This is a genomic window from Tolypothrix tenuis PCC 7101 (genome assembly GCF_963874875.1).
GTDB classification, from domain to species: domain Bacteria; phylum Cyanobacteriota; class Cyanobacteriia; order Cyanobacteriales; family Nostocaceae; genus Aulosira; species Aulosira tenue.
Genome location: NZ_CAWNJS010000001.1, coordinates 8448435 through 8471510, shown reverse-complemented (window position 1 = coordinate 8471510; position 23076 = coordinate 8448435). Strand labels below are relative to the sequence as shown.

Annotated in this window: 16 protein-coding genes and 1 pseudogene; 10 read left to right on the top strand and 7 right to left on the bottom strand. The window is 44.0% G+C overall.

Going from position 1 to position 23076, the window contains the following annotated elements:
* The first annotated feature begins 56 nt into the window (after window positions 1–56).
* Entirely contained in the window at window positions 57–230 is a 174-nt protein-coding gene (locus tag AACU25_RS33350) for a hypothetical protein (protein ID WP_339382097.1), read from the top strand.
* Here the strand turns inward: AACU25_RS33350 and AACU25_RS33345 are convergent.
* Window positions 227–1093 (bottom strand): SDR family oxidoreductase, encoded by an 867-nt coding sequence (locus AACU25_RS33345; protein WP_199347536.1) that lies wholly within the window; start codon window positions 1091–1093, stop codon window positions 227–229. The two genes, AACU25_RS33350 and AACU25_RS33345, sit on opposite strands and share 4 nt — an antisense overlap.
* Before the next feature lie 188 nt (window positions 1094–1281).
* On the opposite strand from AACU25_RS33345, the gene AACU25_RS33340 reads away from it, so the two are divergent.
* The 8 genes and pseudogenes from AACU25_RS33340 to AACU25_RS33305 form a co-directional block, all read left to right on the top strand.
* Window positions 1282–7329, top strand: a complete 6048-nt coding sequence (locus AACU25_RS33340) for an AAA family ATPase (protein ID WP_096583056.1) — start codon at window positions 1282–1284, stop codon at window positions 7327–7329.
* A complete protein-coding gene (locus AACU25_RS33335; RefSeq protein WP_096583054.1) occupies window positions 7326–7955 on the top strand; it encodes a response regulator in 630 nt (209 codons plus the stop codon). The genes AACU25_RS33340 and AACU25_RS33335 overlap by 4 nt, the downstream gene beginning before the upstream one ends.
* A 312-nt stretch (window positions 7956–8267) precedes the next feature.
* Complete coding sequence (locus tag AACU25_RS33330; protein ID WP_096583052.1) at window positions 8268–8849, top strand: DsbA family protein; 582 nt, start codon at window positions 8268–8270, stop codon at window positions 8847–8849.
* A 69-nt stretch (window positions 8850–8918) separates the two neighbouring features.
* Window positions 8919–9755 carry an SDR family oxidoreductase gene (locus AACU25_RS33325; protein WP_321206909.1) on the top strand — a complete coding sequence of 279 codons (837 nt, stop codon included), beginning with the start codon at window positions 8919–8921 and terminating at the stop codon, window positions 9753–9755.
* A gap of 50 nt (window positions 9756–9805) precedes the next feature.
* Window positions 9806–11377: a GMC family oxidoreductase gene (locus AACU25_RS33320; RefSeq protein WP_199347535.1), complete on the top strand. Its 1572-nt coding sequence runs from the start codon at window positions 9806–9808 to the stop codon at window positions 11375–11377.
* 46 nt (window positions 11378–11423) lie between these two features.
* On the top strand, window positions 11424–11960 hold the full coding sequence (locus tag AACU25_RS33315; protein ID WP_096583046.1) for an alpha/beta fold hydrolase: 537 nt from the start codon (window positions 11424–11426) through the stop codon (window positions 11958–11960).
* A gap of 53 nt (window positions 11961–12013) precedes the next feature.
* On the top strand, window positions 12014–12850 hold the full coding sequence (locus AACU25_RS33310) for an alpha/beta fold hydrolase (protein WP_096583044.1): 837 nt from the start codon (window positions 12014–12016) through the stop codon (window positions 12848–12850).
* 403 nt (window positions 12851–13253) lie between these two features.
* A pseudogene (locus tag AACU25_RS33305) lies at window positions 13254–13466 on the top strand (IS701 family transposase); the annotation flags it as partial.
* A 157-nt stretch (window positions 13467–13623) separates the two neighbouring features.
* On the opposite strand, the gene AACU25_RS33300 reads toward AACU25_RS33305, so the two are convergent.
* From AACU25_RS33300 to AACU25_RS33280, 5 genes are all read right to left on the bottom strand, one after another.
* Window positions 13624–13905, bottom strand: coding sequence for a hypothetical protein (locus AACU25_RS33300; protein ID WP_096583040.1), 282 nt, complete (start codon window positions 13903–13905; stop codon window positions 13624–13626).
* Window positions 13906–14309: 404 nt separating this feature from the next.
* A complete protein-coding gene (locus AACU25_RS33295; RefSeq protein ID WP_096583038.1) occupies window positions 14310–14966 on the bottom strand; it encodes a hypothetical protein in 657 nt (218 codons plus the stop codon).
* A gap of 257 nt (window positions 14967–15223) precedes the next feature.
* The gene (locus AACU25_RS33290) at window positions 15224–16141 is read right to left on the bottom strand and encodes a TniQ family protein (protein WP_339382096.1); all 918 of its coding nucleotides are present in this window, start codon (window positions 16139–16141) and stop codon (window positions 15224–15226) included.
* A complete protein-coding gene (locus AACU25_RS33285) occupies window positions 16131–19178 on the bottom strand; it encodes a TnsA endonuclease N-terminal domain-containing protein (RefSeq protein WP_096583034.1) in 3048 nt (1015 codons plus the stop codon). Before AACU25_RS33285 ends, AACU25_RS33290 begins: the two co-directional genes overlap by 11 nt.
* A 260-nt stretch (window positions 19179–19438) precedes the next feature.
* Window positions 19439–19789: a YkgJ family cysteine cluster protein gene (locus AACU25_RS33280; RefSeq protein WP_096583032.1), complete on the bottom strand. Its 351-nt coding sequence runs from the start codon at window positions 19787–19789 to the stop codon at window positions 19439–19441.
* A gap of 261 nt (window positions 19790–20050) precedes the next feature.
* Between AACU25_RS33280 and psb30 the strand changes: the two genes are divergently transcribed.
* A complete protein-coding gene (gene psb30, locus AACU25_RS33275) occupies window positions 20051–20173 on the top strand; it encodes a photosystem II reaction center protein Ycf12/Psb30 (protein WP_096583030.1) in 123 nt (40 codons plus the stop codon).
* 107 nt (window positions 20174–20280) lie between these two features.
* Here the strand turns inward: psb30 and AACU25_RS33270 are convergent, their stop codons facing one another.
* Window positions 20281–22428: a single-stranded-DNA-specific exonuclease RecJ gene (locus AACU25_RS33270; protein ID WP_096583028.1), complete on the bottom strand. Its 2148-nt coding sequence runs from the start codon at window positions 22426–22428 to the stop codon at window positions 20281–20283.
* Window positions 22429–23076 lie beyond the last annotated feature (648 nt).

The following is a 23076-nucleotide window of genomic DNA, read 5'->3' as shown; positions in this document are numbered from 1 at the left end:
TTGAGTTTTTTTGCTTTGAGATGTGTAACTTGTCAACTCACTGCTGCTGGGTCATTTTGTCATGCTTTAGTCTAAACTCCAGTTGTCAGGATATTGCCATTGTCGAATCCCAGCAACCCCGACGCTTACCTTTGGATTTGCAAGCAGAAGTACATTTACCGAGCGATCGCTATTCTATTGCATACCGTAAGTGGCTCAAACAACAGGGTGTTACTTTCGGCACTATTTAGAACTTAGCGCTCGCTCTCTGTAGAAAAAGATAAATACTGAATTTGGCTGTATGAGCAATTTCCACAGGCTGACCAGGTCTTCCGAGGGGAACTTCAGAACCAAATTTCTCGATTTTGTCCTGGGTCTGACCACCACTCGGCTGTAGCGGTGTCCATAATGGGCCGGGTGCGACTGCATTAACGCGCACTCCCTTGTTGATCATCTGTTTTGCGAGAGATTTGCTGAAATTCTCAATGCCCGCTTTCGTCATCGCATAGTCAAGCAGACTCGCTGAAGGTTGATATGCCTGAATCGAAGTGGTGTTAATAATCGATGCTCCGGGTAACAGATGTGGAACGGCTGCTTTGGTAATCCAAAATAGCGCGTAGAGGTTTGTCTTCATCACTTTATCGAAATGCTCAGTCGTGATATCGCTAATTGAGGGGTAAGATGTCTGTGCGCCAGCATTGTTCACAAGAATATCTAAACCGTTCAAAGATTGCACTGCATCTGTCACCAGCTTTTGGCAAAAATGCTCGTCGGTGATGTCACCGGGAAGCGCAACCGCTTTACGCCCTGATTGTTCAATCAATTGGATGACCTCTTGAGCATCAGCCTCCTCGCTTTTAAGATAGGCGATCGCGACATCAGCACCTTCTCGCGCAAATGCGATCGCCACAGCGCGCCCGATCCCAGAATCGGCTCCCGTGATCAATGCCTTGCGACCTGCAAGCTTTCCACATCCAATGTAGCTTTGCTCACCGTGATCCGGTTGGGGCTGCATCTTTTGAGCAAGTCCTGGTACGGGCTGCGGTTGTTCGGGAAAGGGCGGAGCGGGATATTGCTGCCGGGGGTCTTGCATCTCTAATCGATCGTCTTTCATTGCTTGTTTTGGTAGTTTTTGCAATTCCAGACTTAAGTATCAAAGATTGAGGAGAACGATTCCTCACCCTTTTAGCAGAATAATGATGTTTTTACAGGCTTTGAACCCTCGTAAATTGTCAACGGCATTATAATTAGAATTGCTGTATAGTTTGAGGTATGCCAGACAATACTCTCAAGCGTTGCTTTATGATTGCTCTACCTGGTATCGCCATCCAAGACAAGATATACGAAAGTTCTAATACTCTTGTGTATCGAGGTATAAGAAACGATGGGGTAGGAATCATAGTTAAAATGCTAAAGCTTAATTATCCCACTTTCCAAGAACTAACCCGCTACAGACAGGAATATAAAATTACCCGTTCCCTCAACTTGGAAGGAGTTATCAAGGCATACAACCAGCAGGATTATCAACGAACTCTGGTGATTCTCTTAGAAGATTTTGGGGGAGAGTCCTTAGAGCAATGGATGCACAAGCGTCCGGATATTTTCTGCCCGATGCCTTTATCGACTTTTGTTGGTCTTGCGATCGCCCTCTCTGACATTCTGGGCAGAATCCATGCAGCCAATGTAATTCATAAAGATATAAACCCTGGAAACATAGTTCTCAATCTGGATACTGGTGTTGTCAAAATTATTGACTTTGGAATTGCCACCCAATTTAACCGCACAAATCCGACTTTCAAAAGTCCTCATGTTTTAGAAGGCACACTTGCATATTTATCTCCAGAGCAAACCGGGCGGATGAACCGTTTGCTCGATTACCGCACCGATTTCTACTCGCTTGGTGTGACATTTTACGAACTGCTCACTGGACAACTACCATTTTCCACCACAGATGTGCTTGAGCTAGTCCATTGTCATATAGCTAAACAGCCTATTCCGCCTCATGAAATAAATACAACGATTCCTAAGCCAGTTTCAGATATCATTCTCAAACTGATGGCGAAAAATGCTGAAGATCGCTATCAAAGTGCCTGGGGAATCAAAGCGGATTTAGAAATTTGTGCTGAACAATTAGCACAAATCGGTCAAATCTCTAGGATTCAACTGGCGCTTCAAGACGTTTGGGGGCAATTTCAAATTCCCCAAAAACTCTATGGACGGGACAAGGAAGTTGCAATGTTACTGGCGGCGTTTGATCGCGTAGCGTGTCCAGAGTCAAATTGCGTCGCGGCTTTACCAAACAATTCACAAACGACTTCTCAAAGGGAACAAGCGGGCAATCCAAAATCCCAAGTCGAAATGATGTTGGTATCTGGCTATGCGGGAGTAGGGAAATCTGCGTTAGTGCAGGAAATCTATAAACCAATCACCCAAAGGCGCGGCTATTTTATCTGGGGGAAATTTGATCAATTCCAGCGCAATATTCCCTACAGCGCGATCGCTTCTTCTCTGCAAAAATTGGTGCAGCAATTGCTCAGTGAACCAGACGAACAAGTGCAACAGTGGCGATCGCGCCTGCTAACGGCGTTGGGAAGCAACGGACAAATTATCATTGATATCATCCCGCAAGTTGAATTAATTATTGGCAAGCAGTCGCCTGTACCAGAAGTTGGAGCAACTGAAGCTAAAAATCGATTTCATCGCATCTTTGGGCAGTTTGTGCGAGTGTTTTGTTCAGAATCACATCCCCTTGTGATCTTCTTAGATGATTTGCAGTGGATAGACTCAGCAACGCTGAAATTAATCGAGTTGATGCTACTGGATGAGCAAACCAAATCACTATTTTTGATTGGAGCTTATCGAGATAACGAAGTAAATCCAACGCATCCATTAGCATTAATGCTAGAGAGACTGCGAAAACAAGGGGCAGTGCTTCAGGAAATTATCCTAACACCATTAACGCTTAAGCCGTTGAGTCAGTTAATTGCCGAGACACTACATCAAAATGCAGACACAGTTCGTCCATTAGCTGAGTTGGTGTTGCGTAAAACTGAGGGCAATCCCTTCTTTGTCAGTGAATTTTTGAGAATGCTGCATAGCGAAAATTTATTGACCTTTGATGCTGAAGACTTAAATTGGCAGTGGAACATAGCTCAGATCCAAGCCCAAGATATCACTGATAATGTTGTGGAGTTGATGCTTCACACGTTGAAGAAACTGCCAGAGAATACACAGCAAATTCTCCGGTTAGCTGCTTGCGTCGGCGCTGAGTTTAATTTAGATACTCTATCGATTGTTTGTGATCAACCATCTGAAACGATTTTTCAAGATTTACTAACAGCCATACAAGTTGGATTAATTCAACCACTATCTGAATTAGATGAAAATTTGTTAATGCAAGAGTATAAGTTTTTACACGATCGTGTGCAGCAAGCCTCATACACCTTAATAGATGAGTCGCAAAAACAAATTGTTCATTTACAAATTGGTCGTAATCTCCTGAGAAAAATTTTGCCAGAGATACTATCAGACCGACTGTTTGAAATTGTCGATCATCTTAATCATGGAATTGAGCTTGTCACAGATCAACCAGAACGAAATGAAATTGCCAAACTAAATTTATTGGCAGGTCAGAAAGCAAAAGGGGCAATCGCCTACAGTACGGCGCAAAACTATCTAGCTACAGGCAGGGCATGGTTAACCGCTTCTAGCTGGCAAACATACTATGACTTGACCTTAGAATTATATCAAGAAACAACAGAAGTCGCGTACCTGTGTGGCGATTTTGAACAGGTGGAATACTGGGCAGCGATCGTTTTACAAGAAGCTAAAACGATTCTTGATAGCGTGAAAACCTACGAAGTCAAAATTCAAACCGATGTTGCACAGAACCAACCCCTAAAAGCAATCAATACAGCATTGCAAGTTTTGCAACAATTGAAAATTAATTTCCCAAAAACGCTTAGTCAATCAGATATTCACCTTGAACTAGAAACAATCACCAGTCTCTTCCATGAGAAAGAAGTTGAGAGCTTGATCGATTTGCCAGAGATGACTGAACTGGACAAGCTAGCAGCGATGAAAATTCTATCAAGCATTACGATCGCCGCCTATGTTGCGGTTCCTAATTTAATGCCTCTGCTTGTGACTAAACAAGTCAGCTTATCAATTCAGTACGGTAATGCTGCTATATCTCCCTTTGCCTATGCCACCTTTGGGTTAATTCTTTGTGGAATGATCGGAAACATCGAGGCTGGCTACCAATTTGGACAGCTTGCTCTACGGCTGTTGTCACAGTCTCGTACCCACACACTCAGAGCTAGAACATTGCTGTCCGTTAATAACTTCATCATCCATTGGAAAGAACATGCTAGAGAATTATTGAAGCCATTACTGGAAGGCTATCACATTGGGCTAGAAACTGGAGATTTAGAGTCTGCTGCCTACTGCGCTTATACCCACTGTTTTCAATCCTACGCCAATGGAAAAGAACTCGCAGAGGTTGAACGCGAGATGGCGATTTATGGTGAAGCAATCCATCAAATCAAACAGGAAACGGCACTAACTTGGAATCAAATCTTTCGGCAGGTCGTTGTCAACTTAATGGGACGTTCGACTAGCCCAACTCAACTCATCGGCGAATTCTACAACGAGGAGAATGAACTGCCAAAATATGAAGCGGCAAGTGATGGAAGTACTATCTTTACTGTACATTTCAACAAACTTTGCCTATGCTACCTCTTTTGTGAATATGCTCAAGCTGTTAAAAATGCAGCCCTGGCAGAAACTCATCTAATCCGACTAACAGGTGCCTTCCTTCAGCCTTTGTACTATCTCTATGATTCTCTAGCAAGACTCGCAACCTATCTTGATAGCAGTACTGAGGTGCATGAGGAAATTCTCAAAAAAGTTGTAGTTAGTCAGGAAAAGATGAAGCAATGGGCACATTATGCACCCATGAATTATTTGCATAAATATCATTTGGTTGAAGCAGAAAAAGCACGAGTCTTAGGTCAGTTGTTTGAGGCAGAGGAGTTCTATGAACAAGCAATTCAAGAGGCTAGAGAAAACGCATATATTCAAGAAGAAGCGTTAGCCTATGAATTGGCTGCCAAGTTCTATCTAGGGCGAGGGCGAGAGAAGATTGCTCAACTCTATATGAAAGAAGCTCATTATTGCTACAAACGCTGGGGGGCAACCGCAAAAGTCAAGGATTTGGAAACGCGCTATCCCCAGTTCTTTGCCCAATCATCGCGTGTAAATGCTCCTTTAATCCTCACCACAATTGGAACTACCTCTAATACCTCGCAGGTTGCTTTCGATTTAGCAACAGTAATGAAAGCAGCTCAGGCAATTTCAAGCGAGATTGAACTGAAGCGGTTGCTTAGTTCGTTAATGCAGATCCTGATCGAGAATGCTGGGGCGCAAACCGGATGTTTGCTTTTAGAAAACGCAGGCGAATGGAGAATCGACGCTGCTTGTGATCTGGTTGAAGGTGAAAGTGTCCGCACAACCCAAGTACTCCAATCGACGCCAATCACGAATCGCTTACCTGAATCAATCATTCAATATGTGATCCGAACCCATGAAACCGTCCTCTTAAATGACGCAACGCGTGAAGGTCATTTCATCCATGATCCCTATATTCAGAATAATCAAACTCAATCGCTTCTCTGTTTGCCGCTGCTGAATCAGAGCAAGCTTGTTGGTGTGTTGTATCTAGAAAATCAATTAGCGGCAGGAGTTTTTACACCCGATCGAACCCAAGTTCTGAATCTACTCTCTACGCAGGCAGCGATCGCGATCGAAAATGCTAAACTCTACTCAAAGCTCCGCGCTAGCGAAAGTCAGATGGCTCAATTTCTCGAAGCGATTCCCGTAGGCATTGGTATTGTTGACGCGATGGGTCGCCCTTACTATGTCAATCAGCGCGGCATTGATCTGATGGGTAAAGGCGTTGATCCTGCCGCCACAGTGGAGCAACTTTCAGAGGTTTATCAATTTTATGTAACGGGAACCGATCAAATTTATCCGAGTGAGAGACTGCCAATTATCCGAGCGTTGAGCGGCGAATGCACCAGGGTTGACGACGTAGAGATTCACCAAAACAACGCAATTATTCCCGTTGAAGGATGGGGCACTCCAGTTTTTGACGAACAGGGTAAGGTGGCTTATGCGATCGTCGCCTTTCAAGACATTACCGAGCGTAAGCAATCAGAAAAACTGCTAGCCGACTACAACCAAACGTTAGAACAACAAGTCACTGAGCGAACGTTGCTGCTTTCACAAGAGATTGAACAGCGTCAGCAAGTTGAAAACGCCCTGCGCCAAAGTGAAGAGCAACGTAGGCTGACAATGAATTTCGCCTACATCGGCAGTTGGAATTGGAACATCTTAGACAATACAGTGCATTGGGATGATAACAACACTCGATTGCTGGGGGTAGAGCCTGGTGAAGTTGAGGTTAGCTATCGGGTGTGGTGGGATCGGGTTCATCCAGAAGATGTCGATCGAGTTGAGCAAGCGCTTACAACCGCTCTGGCAACTCATACTGATTATGAAGGTGAATATCGAATAATTTACCCAGATGGTAGTATTCACTGGCTTGTTAGTCGAGGTCGAGGAATCTATAACGAAGCCGGACAGCCTGTGCGAATGTTGGGTGTATCTTTCGACATTAGCGAACAGCGAAACGCTGCACTGCAAGAACGCAAACGTGCCGAAGCAGCCTCCATTTTAGAGGAACGCAACCGCATGGCGCGGGAAATTCACGATACCTTAGCGCAAGCCTTTACAGGGATTCTGGTTCACATGGGAGCCGTCTCTCGATTAATCGCAACCAACCCAGATGCTGTGCAGACGCATATCGATACGGTTCGGGATCTGGCTCGTAGTGGGCTAACAGAGGCTCGACGATCGGTTGCGGCACTGCGTCCCCAATTACTAGAAGATGGCTACCTGTGGACGGCACTGGATCGATTTATATCCACCATGTCATCCTTAACCGAAACCCACCTGATTTACGACATTATTGGCACACCCTATGTGCTACCACCCGAAACTGAGAATCATCTCCTGAGAATTGGGCAGGAAGCCTTTACAAATGCAATCAAGTACGCTCATGCAAGCGAAATTCGAGTTGAGTTGGTTTATGAGCCAACCTTATGCTTTTTACGAATAAAAGACAATGGACAGGGGTTTGAAGTCACCACTACCACGCTCAGACAAGGATTTGGCCTACTGGGAATAACTGAACGAGCCGAACACATTGGGGCACAGCTCTCAATTGAAAGTCAACTGGGGCAGGGAACAGAAGTGCTTGTCACGGTGAACTGGGAGGCAGCAGTATGAGCCAGTCCGCAACCATTCGCGTTTTACTTGTTGATGATCACGCGATCGTCCGCCAGGGACTCGCCGCCATGATTGAGAATGAGCCAGATATGACCGTGGTGGGACAAGCAGGCGATGGGCAGGAGGCGATCGCCTGTTATCAACAGCTACAACCCGATATCACCTTAATGGACTTACGTATGCCCCACATGAGCGGTGTAGATGCGACCATCGCCATCTGCGCTGAATTTACCCATGCCCCGATTATTGTGCTAACCACTTACGATGGTGATGAAGATATTTATCGTGCATTACGCGCTGGCGCTAAAGGCTATCTACTTAAGGATGCTGAACCCGAAGCGCTCCTCAATGCCATCCATATCGTTCATAGCGGGCAACAATATATCCCTTCCGAAGTTGCTGCCAAGCTGGTGCAACGCATGAACAATCCAGAGTTGAGCGATCGCGAGCGAGAAGTCATTCATCTCATGGTCGATGGTTTAAGCAATCATGACATTGGTGTGGCTTTGAATATTACTGAAAGTACGGTAAAATTTCACGTCAATCGCATTTTGAGCAAATTAGGCGTGAGCGATCGCACTCAGGCGGTAGTTACAGCATTGAAACGAGGGCTTGCTAAGTTGTGACTGAACTTAAGTTCGGTTGCTGATTAGCCGCAGAGATAGATTACGCCTATCCTTTCGTTCTTTTCAAGACTCAACTTTGAGTTGGCGACAAAGTATTGTCAACTCTGTAAGCTAAAGCTATTGAAATGAAGGAGCGAAATTCCAATATTTTGGGAAAGGACAAAGGGTAAAGATAAAACAAATTGCTTTTCATTCTTTTTTCTCTTTTCTCCTTGATCAGGATGTATTGGAAGGTTCAACGATTGTAGGAGGAATCATAAATAGTCATGGCAGTCACTCATGTCATGAGAAACTCTTTTGTCAAAATGTCCGATGAACCAAGATAGCTATTCTAACCAACTCCTTGTTCCACCTTCCCAGCGTGACCACTACCAGGGAACGCTCAATGCCCCAGTTGTACTTGTGGAATATGGAAACTACGAATGTTCTCAATGCGGAGAACTGCATCAATTAATTAAGGTCATTCAACAGCATTTCACTTCTAATTTTCCTGAGGAGAATCGGATTTGTGTAGTATTTCGTCATTTCATTGAGAATACACTCCATCCCCGCGCGCAAAAGGTAGCGGAAGCTGTAGAGGCCGCCGCCGCACAGGGTCAGTTTTGGCAAATGCACGACCTACTATTTACGCATCAACACGCCCTGGAAAACGGCTTTCTTGTGGAGTATGCCGATAGTTTAGGACTTGATATTTCTAAGTTCCTGCAAGATATATCGACACAAGCTCACATTGGTCGCATCAATCAAAATATCGAGAGTGGATATCAAAGTGGAGTAACAGCTACCCCAGCACTGTTTATTAATGGGATTCGCTATAGCGTAGGCGTAGCCCGCCGCAGGCATCGCTGGACTGTGGAACAAATAATGGCAGCTATTGTTGCTGTCATTCATTAAATTGTTAGCGACTCAGCAAATTAACTCCCAATTATTTTCAGCCTGTTACCACTGCTCGATGATTTCAACATGAACACAAATACAAACACATTCAACATGAACACAAATACAATTACCAACATACAAATTGATTCCACCGAACTACTCGGCAAAAAAGTCTTGGTAACAGGCGGGACAAAAGGCATAGGTGAAGCTATCGCTACACGACTGAGGCAAGCCGGTGCAACGGTCATAACTACCGCTCGTTCAATTCCTGAAAACCTTCAATCGCCTGACTTGTTCATAGGGACTGACCTCAGCACGCCCGATGGGGTAAACAAACTTGTGCAGGAAGTATTCGCTCGTTTCGGCAGTGTGGACATCCTAATTAACAATGTCGGCGGCTCTTCTGCGCCAAGCGGTGGCGCGCTTGCTCTGACAGATGGGGATTGGCAGCAGGCAATTAATGACAATTTATTCGCTGCCGTCCGTTTGGATCGGGCATTTCTGCCCCGGATGCTTGAACACAAGTCGGGTGTTATCATCCATATCTCGTCGATCCAGAGTCGGCTTCCGCTTTACGACGCGACATTAGCGTATGCGGCGGCAAAAGCGGCGCTGGCAAACTACAGCAAAGGGTTGTCAAACGAAGTTGCGCCCCAGGGAGTGCGTGTCAACGCCGTTGCACCCGGTTTCATCGAAACGAAGGCGGCTGAGAGACTCATCGAGAGATTAGCTCAGCAGTCGGGCACAGACCTTGATACTCAACGCCAAGGGCTGATGGACTCACTCGGAGGAATCCCGATGGAACGACCGGGTCGCCCCCAAGAGGTCGCGGAGCTTGTCGCTTTTCTGGTGTCCGATCGCGCCTCTTACATCACAGGTGCTGAATATGTCATTGACGGAGGTACAATCCCGACCGTCTGATGCCCAAACGAGAACAAATCAACATTACGAAATTTGGAGGTACTTCTTTCATGATGAACGAACACTACGATTTCATCGTCTGCGGCGCAGGCCCTGCGGGTTCAGTAATAGCGGCAAGGCTTGCCGAAGACAAACAAGTTAATGTGCTGCTAATCGAAGCAGGTGGAACGGATGAAGTGCCAGAGGTGATGACTCCGGCACAATGGCCGCTGAATCTTGGATCAGAACGTGACTGGGCTTTTGTTGCACAGCCCAACGCGCATCTGAATGGACGCTCAATTCCACTGAATATGGGCAAGGTACTTGGGGGCGGCTCAAGTATTAACGTCATGGTGTGGGCACGAGGACACAAGAATGATTGGAACTACTTCGCTGAGGCTTCCGGCGATCCGGCGTGGGGGTATGAATCCGTTCTGGAGATCTATCGCCGGATCGAAAACTGGCAGGGAGCGAGTGACCCTGTGCGTCGGGGAACAGGCGGCCCTGTTTATGTGGAATCCGCAGCAAATCCCCAGCCCATTGCACAGTCCATGGTTGAGGCTGCAAACAGCATGGGTATTCCACGTTTCGAGAGTCCCAACGGCGAAATGATGGAAGGGCGCGGAGGCGCTGCTATAAACGATCTAATTATCCGGAACGGACGTCGCTCTTCCATCTTTCGGTCGTATGTCTATCCTCTCCTGAATCAGCCTAACTTATCGGTCTTAACTCACACTATTGTCAGCAAGCTGATCTTTGATGGCAAGTCTGTCATCGGAGTTGAGGTGATCCAGGATGGCAGGCGCAATCATTACTACGCTTCGGAGGAAGTCATTCTCTCTCTCGGCGCAATCAATACGCCGAAGGTTCTCCTTCAATCTGGAATCGGACCGGAAGAGGAACTTCGCAGGCACGGAATACCAGTTGTTCAGCACCTTCCTGGTGTTGGACAGAATCATCAGGACCACGTTTCGTTTGGCTGCATCTTTGAATACCGTGAGCCTCAGAAGATTAGCAATGGCGGCTCGGAAGCTACTCTGTACTGGACGAGTGATCCCAACCTCAAGCAGCCCGATATGTTTCACTGCCAGGTTGAGTTTCCGGTACCCAGTGCGGATACGGCTCACCTTGGGGTTCCAGAGCACGGTTGGACGATGTTTGCGGGTCTGTCGCACCCTAAAAGCCGGGGTACGGTGCGGCTTTCCGGCCCTGACGTAAACGATCCGGTGCTAATCAATGCAAACACGCTGTCGCACCCCGATGACCTGAAAGCTGCATTCAGCAACATCGAACTTTGCCGTGACCTTGGCAATAGTAGTGTCTTCGAGAAGCTGGTGAAACGTGAAGCGCTGCCAGGCAAACTAGGTCGAAGCGAAATGGAGAACTTCGCCCGCAACGCAGCAGTTACATACTGGCATCAGTCGTGTACTGCCAAGATGGGGCAAGATTCCATGTCCGTAGTCGATGGTAATCTGAAGGTCTATGGCATCAATAAGCTGCGCGTGGCGGATGCTTCCATCATGCCTGAGATCACAAGTGGAAATACGATGGCACCCTGCGTCGTCATCGGCGAACGAGCAGCAGACATCATCAAGCAGGCACACCGGATGACATCCTACCAGGCGGTGAAAGTGGCTGGCTGAACCGCCCACTGTAAGGAGATGAAAAGTGTCATGGAAGAATAGCCGCATGAGTCTCTCAACCCAACAGCAGATGATCCCGCGTTTTCTGGGGATGCGAGGGCTGATGATTTGCGGTGCCCCACCTGTGAGACACAATCAGATGTCGCAAGGGTTCAACGCGTCACCGCATCTGGGCATCGCAAGCAAGCAGGAGTTATCTGAAGCAGAGATCAACGCCTTCGTTGAAGCCACCATCGGTAAATCGGCTGAGCCATTCCTCCGGGATGCTGTCGCGCGTGCAGATGGCCGTTTTCGCAAGAGGCTGTTTGAGGCCGCACGTGCCGGAGAAGGCGTGAACCAGCGTCTGATCGTGGAAAGCAGTCCTGTTCCGCTCGCAGTGGTGAATGGTGGCGCGGATAGCTTAGTCAATCTTGATTACTTCGATACTGTCGCGTATGCCAATTTGTGGGAAGGACGCTGTAATCGCCTGAGCGGACTGGGGCACGCCCCTTTCTGGGAAGCGCAGGAAGAATTCACTCCGGTACTCGAACGTTTCTTACGGGATGTCGAAACCGGCCGTGCAACCAGTTTTTATAAAGACTGAGATTGTGCTGATCGAAATCAAACAATAAACCAATTCACAAAGAGGAGACTCTCATGCCTTACGTTACTGTCGGTCAAGAAAATTCTGCCAGCATTGATATTTACTACGAAGATTTCGGAGTGGGTCAACCTGTGGTTTTGATTCATGGGTTTCCGCTCAGTGGTCATTCCTGGGAAAAACAGGTTGGAGTGTTACTAAAAGAAGGCTACCGAGTCATCACTTACGATCGCCGAGGATTTGGTGATTCCAGTCAGCCTTCGTTTGGCTACGACTACGATACCTTTGCGTCGGATTTAGACACGCTGATGACAAAACTTGATTTGCGTAATGCCGTCCTGATCGGCTTTTCAATGGGAACAGGTGAAGTAACTCGCTATCTTGGTAAATACGGTTCAGAGCGTGTCAGTAAAGCAGTGCTAATGGGTCCAGTGCCACCCTTTCTGCTGAAGACCAATGATAACCCAGAGGGAGTTCCTCAGGATATTTTTGATGGCATTATGAAAGCAATTGCTGAAGACCGTCCAGCCTATCTATCCACATTCCTCAAAGACTTCTTCAACGTGGATGTGTTTCTCGGCGATCGCATCAGTAACGAGGCTATCCAGATGAGTTGGAATGTGGCAGCAGGAGCTTCTGCTAAAGCAACACTGGATTGTGTACCGTCTTGGCTAACTGACTTCCGCGACGATCTACCCCGCATTGATGTACCAACGCTGATTATTCATGGCGATGCCGATCGCCTGTTGCCGCTTGAGTCTACCGCAGCAAGACTCCCGAAGCTGATTAAAAACAGTCAACTTGTGGTCATTCCTGGCGGACCACACGCCATCAACTGGACTCATGCTGATCAGGTCAACCCTGTGCTGCTGGATTTTCTCAAAGAAAATTAAGCCACAAAAAAGCGTAAACCAAAAGATTTTGATATGGACAACATGACGACGGAATTCTAAGTTTGCCGGGTGTGTTTGTGTATATGCCTGCAAATACATCCCGTGCAATTCAACGGCTAGTTCTCTATCATGTCGATGCTGCCGCTCTGGTATTCCGTCTGTGTGCAGTTGGCATCCTATCGTTATTCGCTGCTTTGTCTTTTGCGATCATGCTGGTCAAAATTGCTGGCATTCTCTGGTAACAATACTGGTATTACACAACCCAAATCCAGTATGTCGCACTGATCGAAACCCTTTCAGCCGTATTGTTCTGCCTGGTAACAGCAATCTCTGTTCCACTCGTTCGTCTTACCTCGGTTAAATCCATGTCCCTGCTTGAATTACGGCTTACATTTCCTGGTATAGTAAGGTGGATTTTTTTAAGCATCCGCAATGGAACCATGAATCTGGATGGAAGAATACTTTAAATAATCTGCGTCTCATTATCCAACCACTTTTATTATTTTGGTTAATTTATCCCTGGTTAATTATTTTCCCTAATTCACATTTGTTACTAGGATTCAATCATTTAATTGCTGCAATGAATCAATTTAAACCCTGTTATGCTTCTGGATGATTTAGCTTCTTTACTAATTGGTTATTCCGGAAAGTGCCAGAAGAGGGTTAAATATAATTCAACAAATTGGCGTTAGTGGAGCGGAACGCACGTTGCATCGAACACAGATGTAGTTCTGTTTACTAAGTCTATGCCCGTTCTCACGTAGCTTTAGCTTTCAAATACAAATTAATTCCCCAATTAAAGCTGCTGCTCGCTCTCCATATTTTTTCGTAACAGCATCTTTATATGGCAAGCTATCTTCACCCAAAAAGTCACGTATAAACAGAGAAAAGTTAAATCCTCTCTTAGAATCAACATATTCTGCTAATTCAATATTAAACAACGATTTAAATTCATCTTCTCTTTGTTTGAGTGCTGAATATTTAGTTAAATTGTTGGCTTGAAAGATTTGCTCTACTGCTTGATTAAACAGTTTTTCCATTAAGGCATCTTTCATCTTTGATACTATTCCTCTGCATAAATCTTACTTAAAGATATCAAAATATCTGTTAAAAGCGTTTTTATATACTAAATAATCAAACCACATAAAATCTTTAAAAAGAATAGAATATAAAGCTTAATATCCACAGCAACACTCCAGTAAAGTTTATTGCCAAATACCTTTCCTATTTCTGATATCCTATTCTATTCTGAAGACTTTTAGAGTGCTTTAAATCTTCCTTGAGTAAATCAATTATACTTGACTCTCAATGATTACTGCCCCTTAATAATACAATGCAGTCCCCACTCAAAGCGAGGTGATAGCTTCATATACCATTTGATACGAAAACTAACATTTTACAGTATCTAGTCATTATATAACTTAGGTTACGGGTATTAGCGTTTGGCAAAGAAGACACCTCAAACTGAGCGCTCTTCATCAGAAGACTGTTCACTAATAGTATTGGCTGCTTCTTGTAGCAATTCCACAGCCTTTGCCAGGAGCGTTCGTACACAAGTTAACTGATTTCGGCGCTCAATACCTAGTCTTGCTTCGGTGTTGCGCGGATCGTCATCATGGCTTAAATGAATAACTCTCACTTTTTCCTGTTTTTCGGATGGTTCAAATATCGGCTCATCCGCTGTGAGTTTGTTGTATCCGTAAACTCCACTTGGGCGCTTCACATTATAATGATGTACTTCACAGCCGCTAGGAGCAATGTATAATCCTTCTATATTATTTAAATTTTGATGCAATTGTGCAACAGATGCGGCGATCGCGGCCATTTGTGCAGCAACACCCAGCGATTCAGCACTTTGAGGACATCCTCTCGACATTAGCATCATCACTGCCGCTTCGCGGCGCGTAGTTCTAAAGGTTTCCTGGATGCGTTCCCACTCTTGTTGCCTTTCTTGAGCCGCAATCTGCCGCACACGAATTAGTTCGATTTCTTCATCTGGAGTCAGCTTAGTGGCTGCTCCACAGGTTTTATAATTTAGGCATTCAGAAGGGTCAAGTCCCGGTTGTAACATCATTGAAGCACAATCAAAGCCGAGTCCACATATCTTTTGAGGCATAATTATTATTACTTTGTTCTAGCTATTATATTTTATCTAAAAAGCTAGAACAAGGAGTATATCAAAACATAAGGTATTAATCGTATTTAATATCGGATAAAAGATAATGAATTCTTATTTTGTGTTTAGCGGGAGGTTTTGTATTGTCACTGTAAGCATAAGATGAGCAAATTGCTCACTTTATGGTTTCAAACCGGGTTGCTCAATTTATGCTTACTTAGATAAGGGAAGCAGCGTCAAGTAACTCTGGTCTGGGTTCAACTGAGTACACTTGGTATAATCGAGAGAATTTGCAAACCCTCATGTGGGTTAATTCCTAGCTTGTAACACCACCTTAAAAACTTAGTGAGAGTAGGTTTTCGCTGATATTTGAACTTTTGGGGTTCTGGAGAAAAAGAACTCTCACTAAGTGTTGGCATAGCGGCGAAAATCTGGCCGATAGATTGAGCAGCCCACTTTTCCCAATCAAAGCGAGACCCCTGAGATTTAGCAGTATTGTCGAAAAACCGACCGAGCCATGCATTACACGCACAACAATAGCCAAGACAATGGCACTCCAAATTGAGAAATGGTTGAAAACAACCACAGTATAAGCATCGCAGTTGCAGGTAACGTTGGTGAACTGGACAAACACTGACAGCTTCTATTGTCCACAACAAAGGGATATAGATAGGTTTTCCCGCTTCACGCCAGTCTTGATAGCAACCAGGACACCAACGTTGTTCAGTATGGAAAATATGATTGAAGTTAAGTCGCCAGGAATGCCATTGAAGTAAAGTCAGAAAACTCAGATCCCGTCTAGCAGTTAATTTCTCAACGATGGAAACCACTTTGAAGACATGTTGCGTTCGGTCTAACCAAAATTTAGCAGACTGCTGTTGTAAAAGTGCAGGCTCTCGATGCCAAGCAGTGATGAGCATTTTGATAGCATCATCAGCTTTCAAGAGATCCGGTGGTTGATTGTTCTGGATAAATAACGGTGTAATTTTATAGCGAATTAAACTAGCAATCGAGACACTATGTGCAGCAGCCAAGCGCTGTAAGTAACTAGTAAAACTTTCAACTGTGGGTGTACCAAAACCTATTGGTTGAAGAGAATAAAGATGGCTGCGTTTTGGAAGTTGGTTCATTGTTAAGTCCCAAGACTCATAATTAGCCAAACTTTCAACCGACATTTTCACCACCTCCAACAGGACGACGTTGAGGTTTAGTGTTACCAGTAGAAGAACGACGAGATTGAGTTTTGGTTGTCTGGGAAGTGCTATGTGTAACCGACCCATGATGAGATTCTAAACCTAAAGCAATTCTCAAAGCCGAACTATCTGGGGTAAACTCAAGTTGCTTTTCTCCTAATCTTGTTTCATTGACGATAATCATACATTGTTCATAAGAGTAAGCAGAAGATTTTAAATGCGACAAAGTGAGAGTTTTAGCTCCCTGGTGTAACGCCGTTGCCAATGCTTGAGATAACCAATCTTTGAGAATACCGACACAACCGAAACTTCGTTCGTAGCAAAAGTCCCAGTATTGAAGTAAATCAGGCTCTTCTTCAAAAGGTAAATGACGTTGGAAAGTTTGAACAACACCTCTGAAAGCTTTTAAATCTTCTTCATTCTCAGCTTTGTAGCGTTCAAAATGAATATCCAAGCTGCGTCTGCATAACTGGGCACCTTCTTGAGCATGTTTTGAGTTTAAAAATTCTACAAGTTCTCTATCAGTTATTGTTAACTTGCGCCCATAATTGCGTTGGCGCTGATTAAGTTCTGCACTGACAAGCCGGATTTCTTTTTCGGAACGTCCTTGGAAGTATTGATAGTAAGAAGAAATGCATTTTACCCATTGTCCTTGTGCTAGGGCATAGGCAATTCCTGCATTCCAAGGGTCGTAACGAACCCACAGCATTGATTTCTCGATTTCTGGGTCACGGAATACATCTGCCCAGTAATAAATATTGTGTATTTTGACACCCTTTCCTGGCTGAACTTTACGCTTTCGTTGGTCTGGTGCTGGTAGAGTCAGAATTTGGAATAATTCGTCATCTGCCACTCTTCGGTGTAAGCGACTTCCACCTGTTGCTAGCCCAGCGACAAAAGCATCATGGGGACTAGTACCTAATGCCGGATGCAATCGTTGGTCATAAACCGAATATGCCCATTCGCAAAAGGCAGAGTATAGTTGTTCTAATGTCCAAATTGCTAATCTTTCGGGACTGACAGATTTAGTGACTTTACGTTGAAGGCGTTTGATTTGGGTGTTACCTTGCAACTCATGAATAAACTGTGTGTTCGCTGTACCAAATAGTCTTTCAACTATTGAACCAAACCGCGCATGTGCTGGTGGTCGATACTTCAGCGTGCAAGTATAAGATGCCAATAATTGTTCAAAATAGTGGCTGTGGAATTCTCGTCCGTTATCGACAACAATATTTTGTGGAAACCGTCCAAATCTAGCAACGCATATGCGAATTGCCATCATACAATCACGGTAGCTCGGCTCATCGAAGGTCAGATAAACTGATAAAATTCTGCGACTATATGCATCAACCATCAAGGTTGCCCAAGGACGACCTAAATTGTGATGAATTGAGTTGTTTGTAGCAACATAACAATTAGTTAGAGATTCCAGGGAACTGACTAATTCAATGTCAATTTGAGTATGGTCAATATGGACAATCTCGAAGGGACGACTACCATGTTGTGGAGTAGTCTGCTCTAATTCCCAATAAAATGGTTCTTCGGCAATAGCTGCTCGATTACCAAGACGTTTTCTGGTTTGATTGTGCCCGCTTCGCTGTTTAATCGCTTGGCAAAACGTGATTCTCGATGGTGGTTTCAATGGGGGTTCATGGTTTTGGCACGCTAAGACAAATGCCTCGTAGACCCGTAATTTTCTGCGTTGTTTGGGTGTTTCATAATGCTCTATGATAAATTCGAGCATAAATTCTTGGGTTTGAGAATCAATTTTGGGAGTACGATTGCCTTTACTTTTATGCTTGGGCAGTAATCCCAGGTATCCATGACCGTAGATGAGTAAAGCTTTTTGGTATTGAGTACGCCAACGACGGATTGTGCTGCTTGGATATGCTCTGGGATTATCTCCTAAGTATGGTTGTATTAAATTGTAGCGACGGTTGGCTTCAATAATATCTTCACAAGTTGCTCTTTGAATAATTTCCGCCGCCACTGCTTGAATATTTGCGGTTTGTTTTGTCTCAACTCCTACAATTTTACCTGTATCAATCAATGCTGTGAATGCTACATTTGGTAGTTCTATAAGTTTGCCATCTGCACGTAATAATCCAGTAGCAGTCGTCCCAGTATTTACTATTTCCCATGACTCTCCATCCCAAGAAATATTAGTACCTACTGTTATTTGGAGTAATATTTGATTACTATCTTGAGTTTTTGACTCTATTGATTTAAGTTGCTCATAAGATAAAGCAACATATGAGTTAATAAATACGAGTACGGTTTCTGGTTGTGAGAGTTTGACTTGATTCAGTTCTACGTAAAGTTTATCGTTGGCAATTAACCAATAAATTACATCGGGATTTATTTCTTCAATTTGTAACAGTTCTGCCAGGGTTATTCCTAGATGATTTTTTACTGTGTCTAAAATTAAACTTTGCTCGGTTTCGTCGAGAATTCCTGATGAGTATCCGAAATAATCTGATAGCCAAATTAGATTTTGTTGAAACTTCCAATTAACTAGAGCATCTGACCATACGTGAAAGTCCAAACCATGACGATGAGCGTATTCTTCACCTGGGGGACAATGCCACTTGCTATCTAAGTTTTTGCAATAGCGATTCGGATTCAATTGAGTCAGCTTGTTTAGTTCTAGTTCGGTTTTGCATTCCTCCCAAAAAGCTGAATCTGCCCGAATTATAAAGAAATCGGGTGTATATTGGTGTCTGTTTTTTCGCCCGTTTTTGCTTTGATAGACTAATTCTATTGCTGGCGGTTGGTCGTAATATTCGAGTACGGATGGGTCATGTTCGAGTTCATAAATACGTGCTAATTCGTTATGATGGCTCTCGAATTGAATAGTCACTCCCATTTTTCTTGAGGGGTAACTGCCACAAACGTTTTTCCTTGCTCCAGTTACTCGACGAGATGGGTTAGTGCTGCGAATCTCCTCAATTATTGCCTGCGCTGCTTGACTGAGGTTTTGTTGACGGCACCAATTATTAAATTCTTGCTTGTCAAGCATAATTTTAGGTTAGGAGAGTGTGTTGCCTGCCAATGTCTCTCCTAATGTTGATCTCAGCACAATGCTGTATATTTATGAACGAAGTGTTGAAAATGTTTGCTCAACTTATACTTTCTCAATCATATTTTTGCTCAACTTATACTTTCAATACCCCTATATTTGCTTGTTACTCTTGACCAAATTAATACTGTTTCCAGCAATCTGTTGCCCATCTTATGCTTTCAGAGTTGCTCATCTTATGATTTCAGTGACAATTTCGCCTAAAAACCGACAGCTTTGTTGAAACGAATGAGTTCCAAGCTGCGATCGCCATATACTCCTTCTATTTGTTGACGACAGCAGTCAATCGCAAAATCGTTTAACTCTTCTGGCTCAATACCATACATATCTTGAAATATCTCTGCTTCCACACGACAGAAACGCGGACGATTGGCGTAAATCCGACATTCTCGGGTGATATGGTCAAAATTAACACACCATCCACCTTCACCTACCATGCTCATGTAAAGTTCCAATTCTGCGGGTGAAAGATACTCTTCTATATCTGGACGATCTGCTGGATCAAGATTACAGCAGGCTCCACATTGTTTTATACACTGCCAAGTTGCCATGATTTGTTGTTTGTCCTTTGTTATTTGTTATTTGTCATTGGGTAATGGGTAATTGGTGTTTGTTATTTTTCCCCCTGCTCCCTGCTCCCTGCCCCCCTGCTTTTTCCCAGTCCCCAATCCCCAGCCCCCCATCTTACATTTTTATTTCTTTTTTTATAATTTTGTTAAGTAAATTAAATCTGGCGCTCCTTCGCCGGATATGATCAATACCGGGTTTTGCAATTGCAGTTATTGAATTTTTTAAGACAATCGGAGGAAAAGATGTTTGAAGCTATAGCCAATATCAATTGGGAAGTGATTTTTCAACTACTGTTTGTGGCGTTGATTGTACTTGCTGGGCCTGCGGTAATTTTTGTTTTAGCATTTCGCAACGGCGACCTGTAAAACTGCTGATTGCTGAGTTACAAGTGCTGAGTATTGTGTGAAAAGTTTTGAGTTGTAGAAAATTGTAGAATTACCAACTCTAACTTCAGTAACCAAAAACTCAGGACTCAGGACTTGGAACTCAGTACAGACAAAGCCTGAAGCGCAGCTTGGATGATGTTGTCATATTGTGGTTCACAGACATCAACCTCTTTGGCATCTTCACGACTGTTACCTAGCAAACCGATTGTATGCCCTGGTTGCATAACTAGAACTTTGCCTTCAGAATTTTTAATTCTTAATTCTGGTAAGGAATTTTGTTGAAAGATACCACAAGTGTAATGGCGCTGTTTGTACTCAAAGGTGGTTGTTAACGGACGAGTTGAGGAACGGAAAAAGAGGTGAGATTGCGTTGGTAGCCGCACACCTATTAGTTCCATCTCAATAGCAGTATTGCCGTTAAAATGATTTTCTCGCAGTTTATAAGCAACATCCACCCGCGACGGTAGGGGATAGTAGTCGCGCCAACGCCAAGCGATCGCCTTAATTTTATACTGTTGCTGCTCGATAGTTTGGGCTAGTGTGAGTTTAATATGACCCTTCCCTACTATTTGTTGCTCAACTACTTGTACATTAGGAGTCCAGAAGACGGGATCGGGGTTATCGATACCGCAGGGATGCAGAGTATTAAGCTGCTGATAAAGCTGGTGATTGATTTCACTAAAATTGACTTGGGTATCAATTTTTAGTAGTGGCTTGAGGTGCTGGGGTTCCAAACATTGATTAGCAAACTCAATTAAACGCGATCGCAATTTTGCTAAATTTGGCGCTGGTAAAGAAAATCCCCCAGCGGCTTTGTGTCCACCATATTTACCTAGTAAATCGTGACAAGCTTGTAATGCTTCAAATACATTAAATTCGGGAATTCCTCTGGCGGAACCGCGAATATGGGTGTCATCTTCATAAGTACCAATAAATACTGGTACACCGTAGCGTTCCACCAAACGAGAAGCGACAATCCCAATTACACCATGATGCCAGTTTGGTTGCACAACAACTAATACTCGGTCTTGCGGGAGTGATGTGATAAATTCAGTTTCTACATAAGCGATCGCTTCTTGTTCAATTTGCTCGCACATTTCCTGGCGCTGTTGGTTCACAGATTCGCACTGCATTGCTCTTTCCAGCGCTATCCCCATATCATCTGTAGTCAGCAAATCAATCACAATCTGCGGATCACCAATTCTACCGATAGCATTAATTCTCGGCCCTAGCTTAAAGCCAATATCCTCCGGCTTGAGGGATTTTGTATTGGGAGGAGATGAGGGAGATGAGGAGGATAAGGGAGATGAGGAAGAATATACTCCTTGTCCCCCTTCCCCTTGTCCCCTTGTCCCCTTGTCCCCTTGTTCCCTCGCTTGAACTCCAGCCATCTGAATTAACGCTTGTATCCCTGGTAAATGGGATTTGGGTAAGAGTTGTAAACCGCGTTTTACCCAGCGACGGTTTACGCCGATTAACGGTGCTAAATCTGCGATCGTTCCTAAGGTAAACAGTGCTAGCATTGGCTGAATTAAGCCTCTTGTCTCGCCTAGCTGTTGTGCGAGAGATACCGCCAAGATATAGGCGACACCTACACCCGCAACACTGCGATAGGGTGAAGATTCAGCGATTAATTTCGGGTTGAGAATCGCGTTAGCTGGTGGTAATTGTTGCGGAATGTCGTGATGGTCGGTGACAATTACCTTTAATCCTAGTTCTCTGGCTCTGGCGATAGGTTCAACTGCGGAAATCCCATTATCCACAGTGAGAATTAACCCCACGCCTTCGCTGTGGAATTCTTCGACAATTCGTTTATTAATGCCATAACCATCATGCATCCGGCTGGGGATAGCGTAATCAACTTTTGCACCCAAAGCGCGGAGACTCCGCAATAGTAAAGCCGTGCTAGTCATTCCATCAGCATCATAATCACCGCAGATGGCAATTTTTTCTGATGAAGCGATCGCATTTTGCAGTAACTCTACACTCAGCGCTAAATCGGGAAATTCTTCTAATGGTGCAGGTAAAATTAACGATTCTGGCTCTAAAAAGGCTTGTGCTGCTTTTAGGGTTTCAATACCCCGGTTAATCAAAAGCTGGCTGACAATTGGTGAAATATGGTTGGATATAGCCAACTTTTGAGCAAATTCAGCCTTTTGTGGGTAAATTTGCCAACGCTGATTTGGTAAGCGCCTGCGAGGTTTTGATGTTTCCGAGGGAGCAATGTCTAGCACAATCAAAGTTACAAGTTTTTCTCTAACTCATAACTCATAGCGTAAAGTGATTGCTTTTTTTCAGATGATTCATAAACAAATGTAAAAGACTATAGGAATCCGATTTGATTATTGAAAAAATCTCAGTATGTGTAGGGTGGAATGTCACTTACTTTAGCAGGTTTTAGATCGCCGACTTTTTGAAAAAGTCGGCGATCTGAGCAACAATATATACTTAAGTAAGTGCTATCTTATTCTAGGCTTTGGTGCGTTGCGCTACGCAACAACACACCCTACACGCGTAATTTCAAAAAATATTTATATACTTAATCTATAGTTATTAAAAATTTTGATAAATTTTCTTATGATAAGAATGCGTGAGTGGTATTTTTTCATATTTCTATCAAAAAATAAGTATTGACAAAATAACCAAATTATGTATTAAAGAATTCGCACTGCTTAACGCTCCAGAAATCTGAACTAATCGCAAATATTGGTAGCCTGAATTTTCAAGTAGAACTTGAATACTTGAATTTTTATTTCAAAAGATTTAAAAAATTATCATTCTTCTGGTTGTTACGCAATTGTACTAGCCAGCTTATTGTCAGGTTATAACCACCGACTTAAGTAGGCTGCTTCTGACTGCTCTCACTCACTCATCTATATATT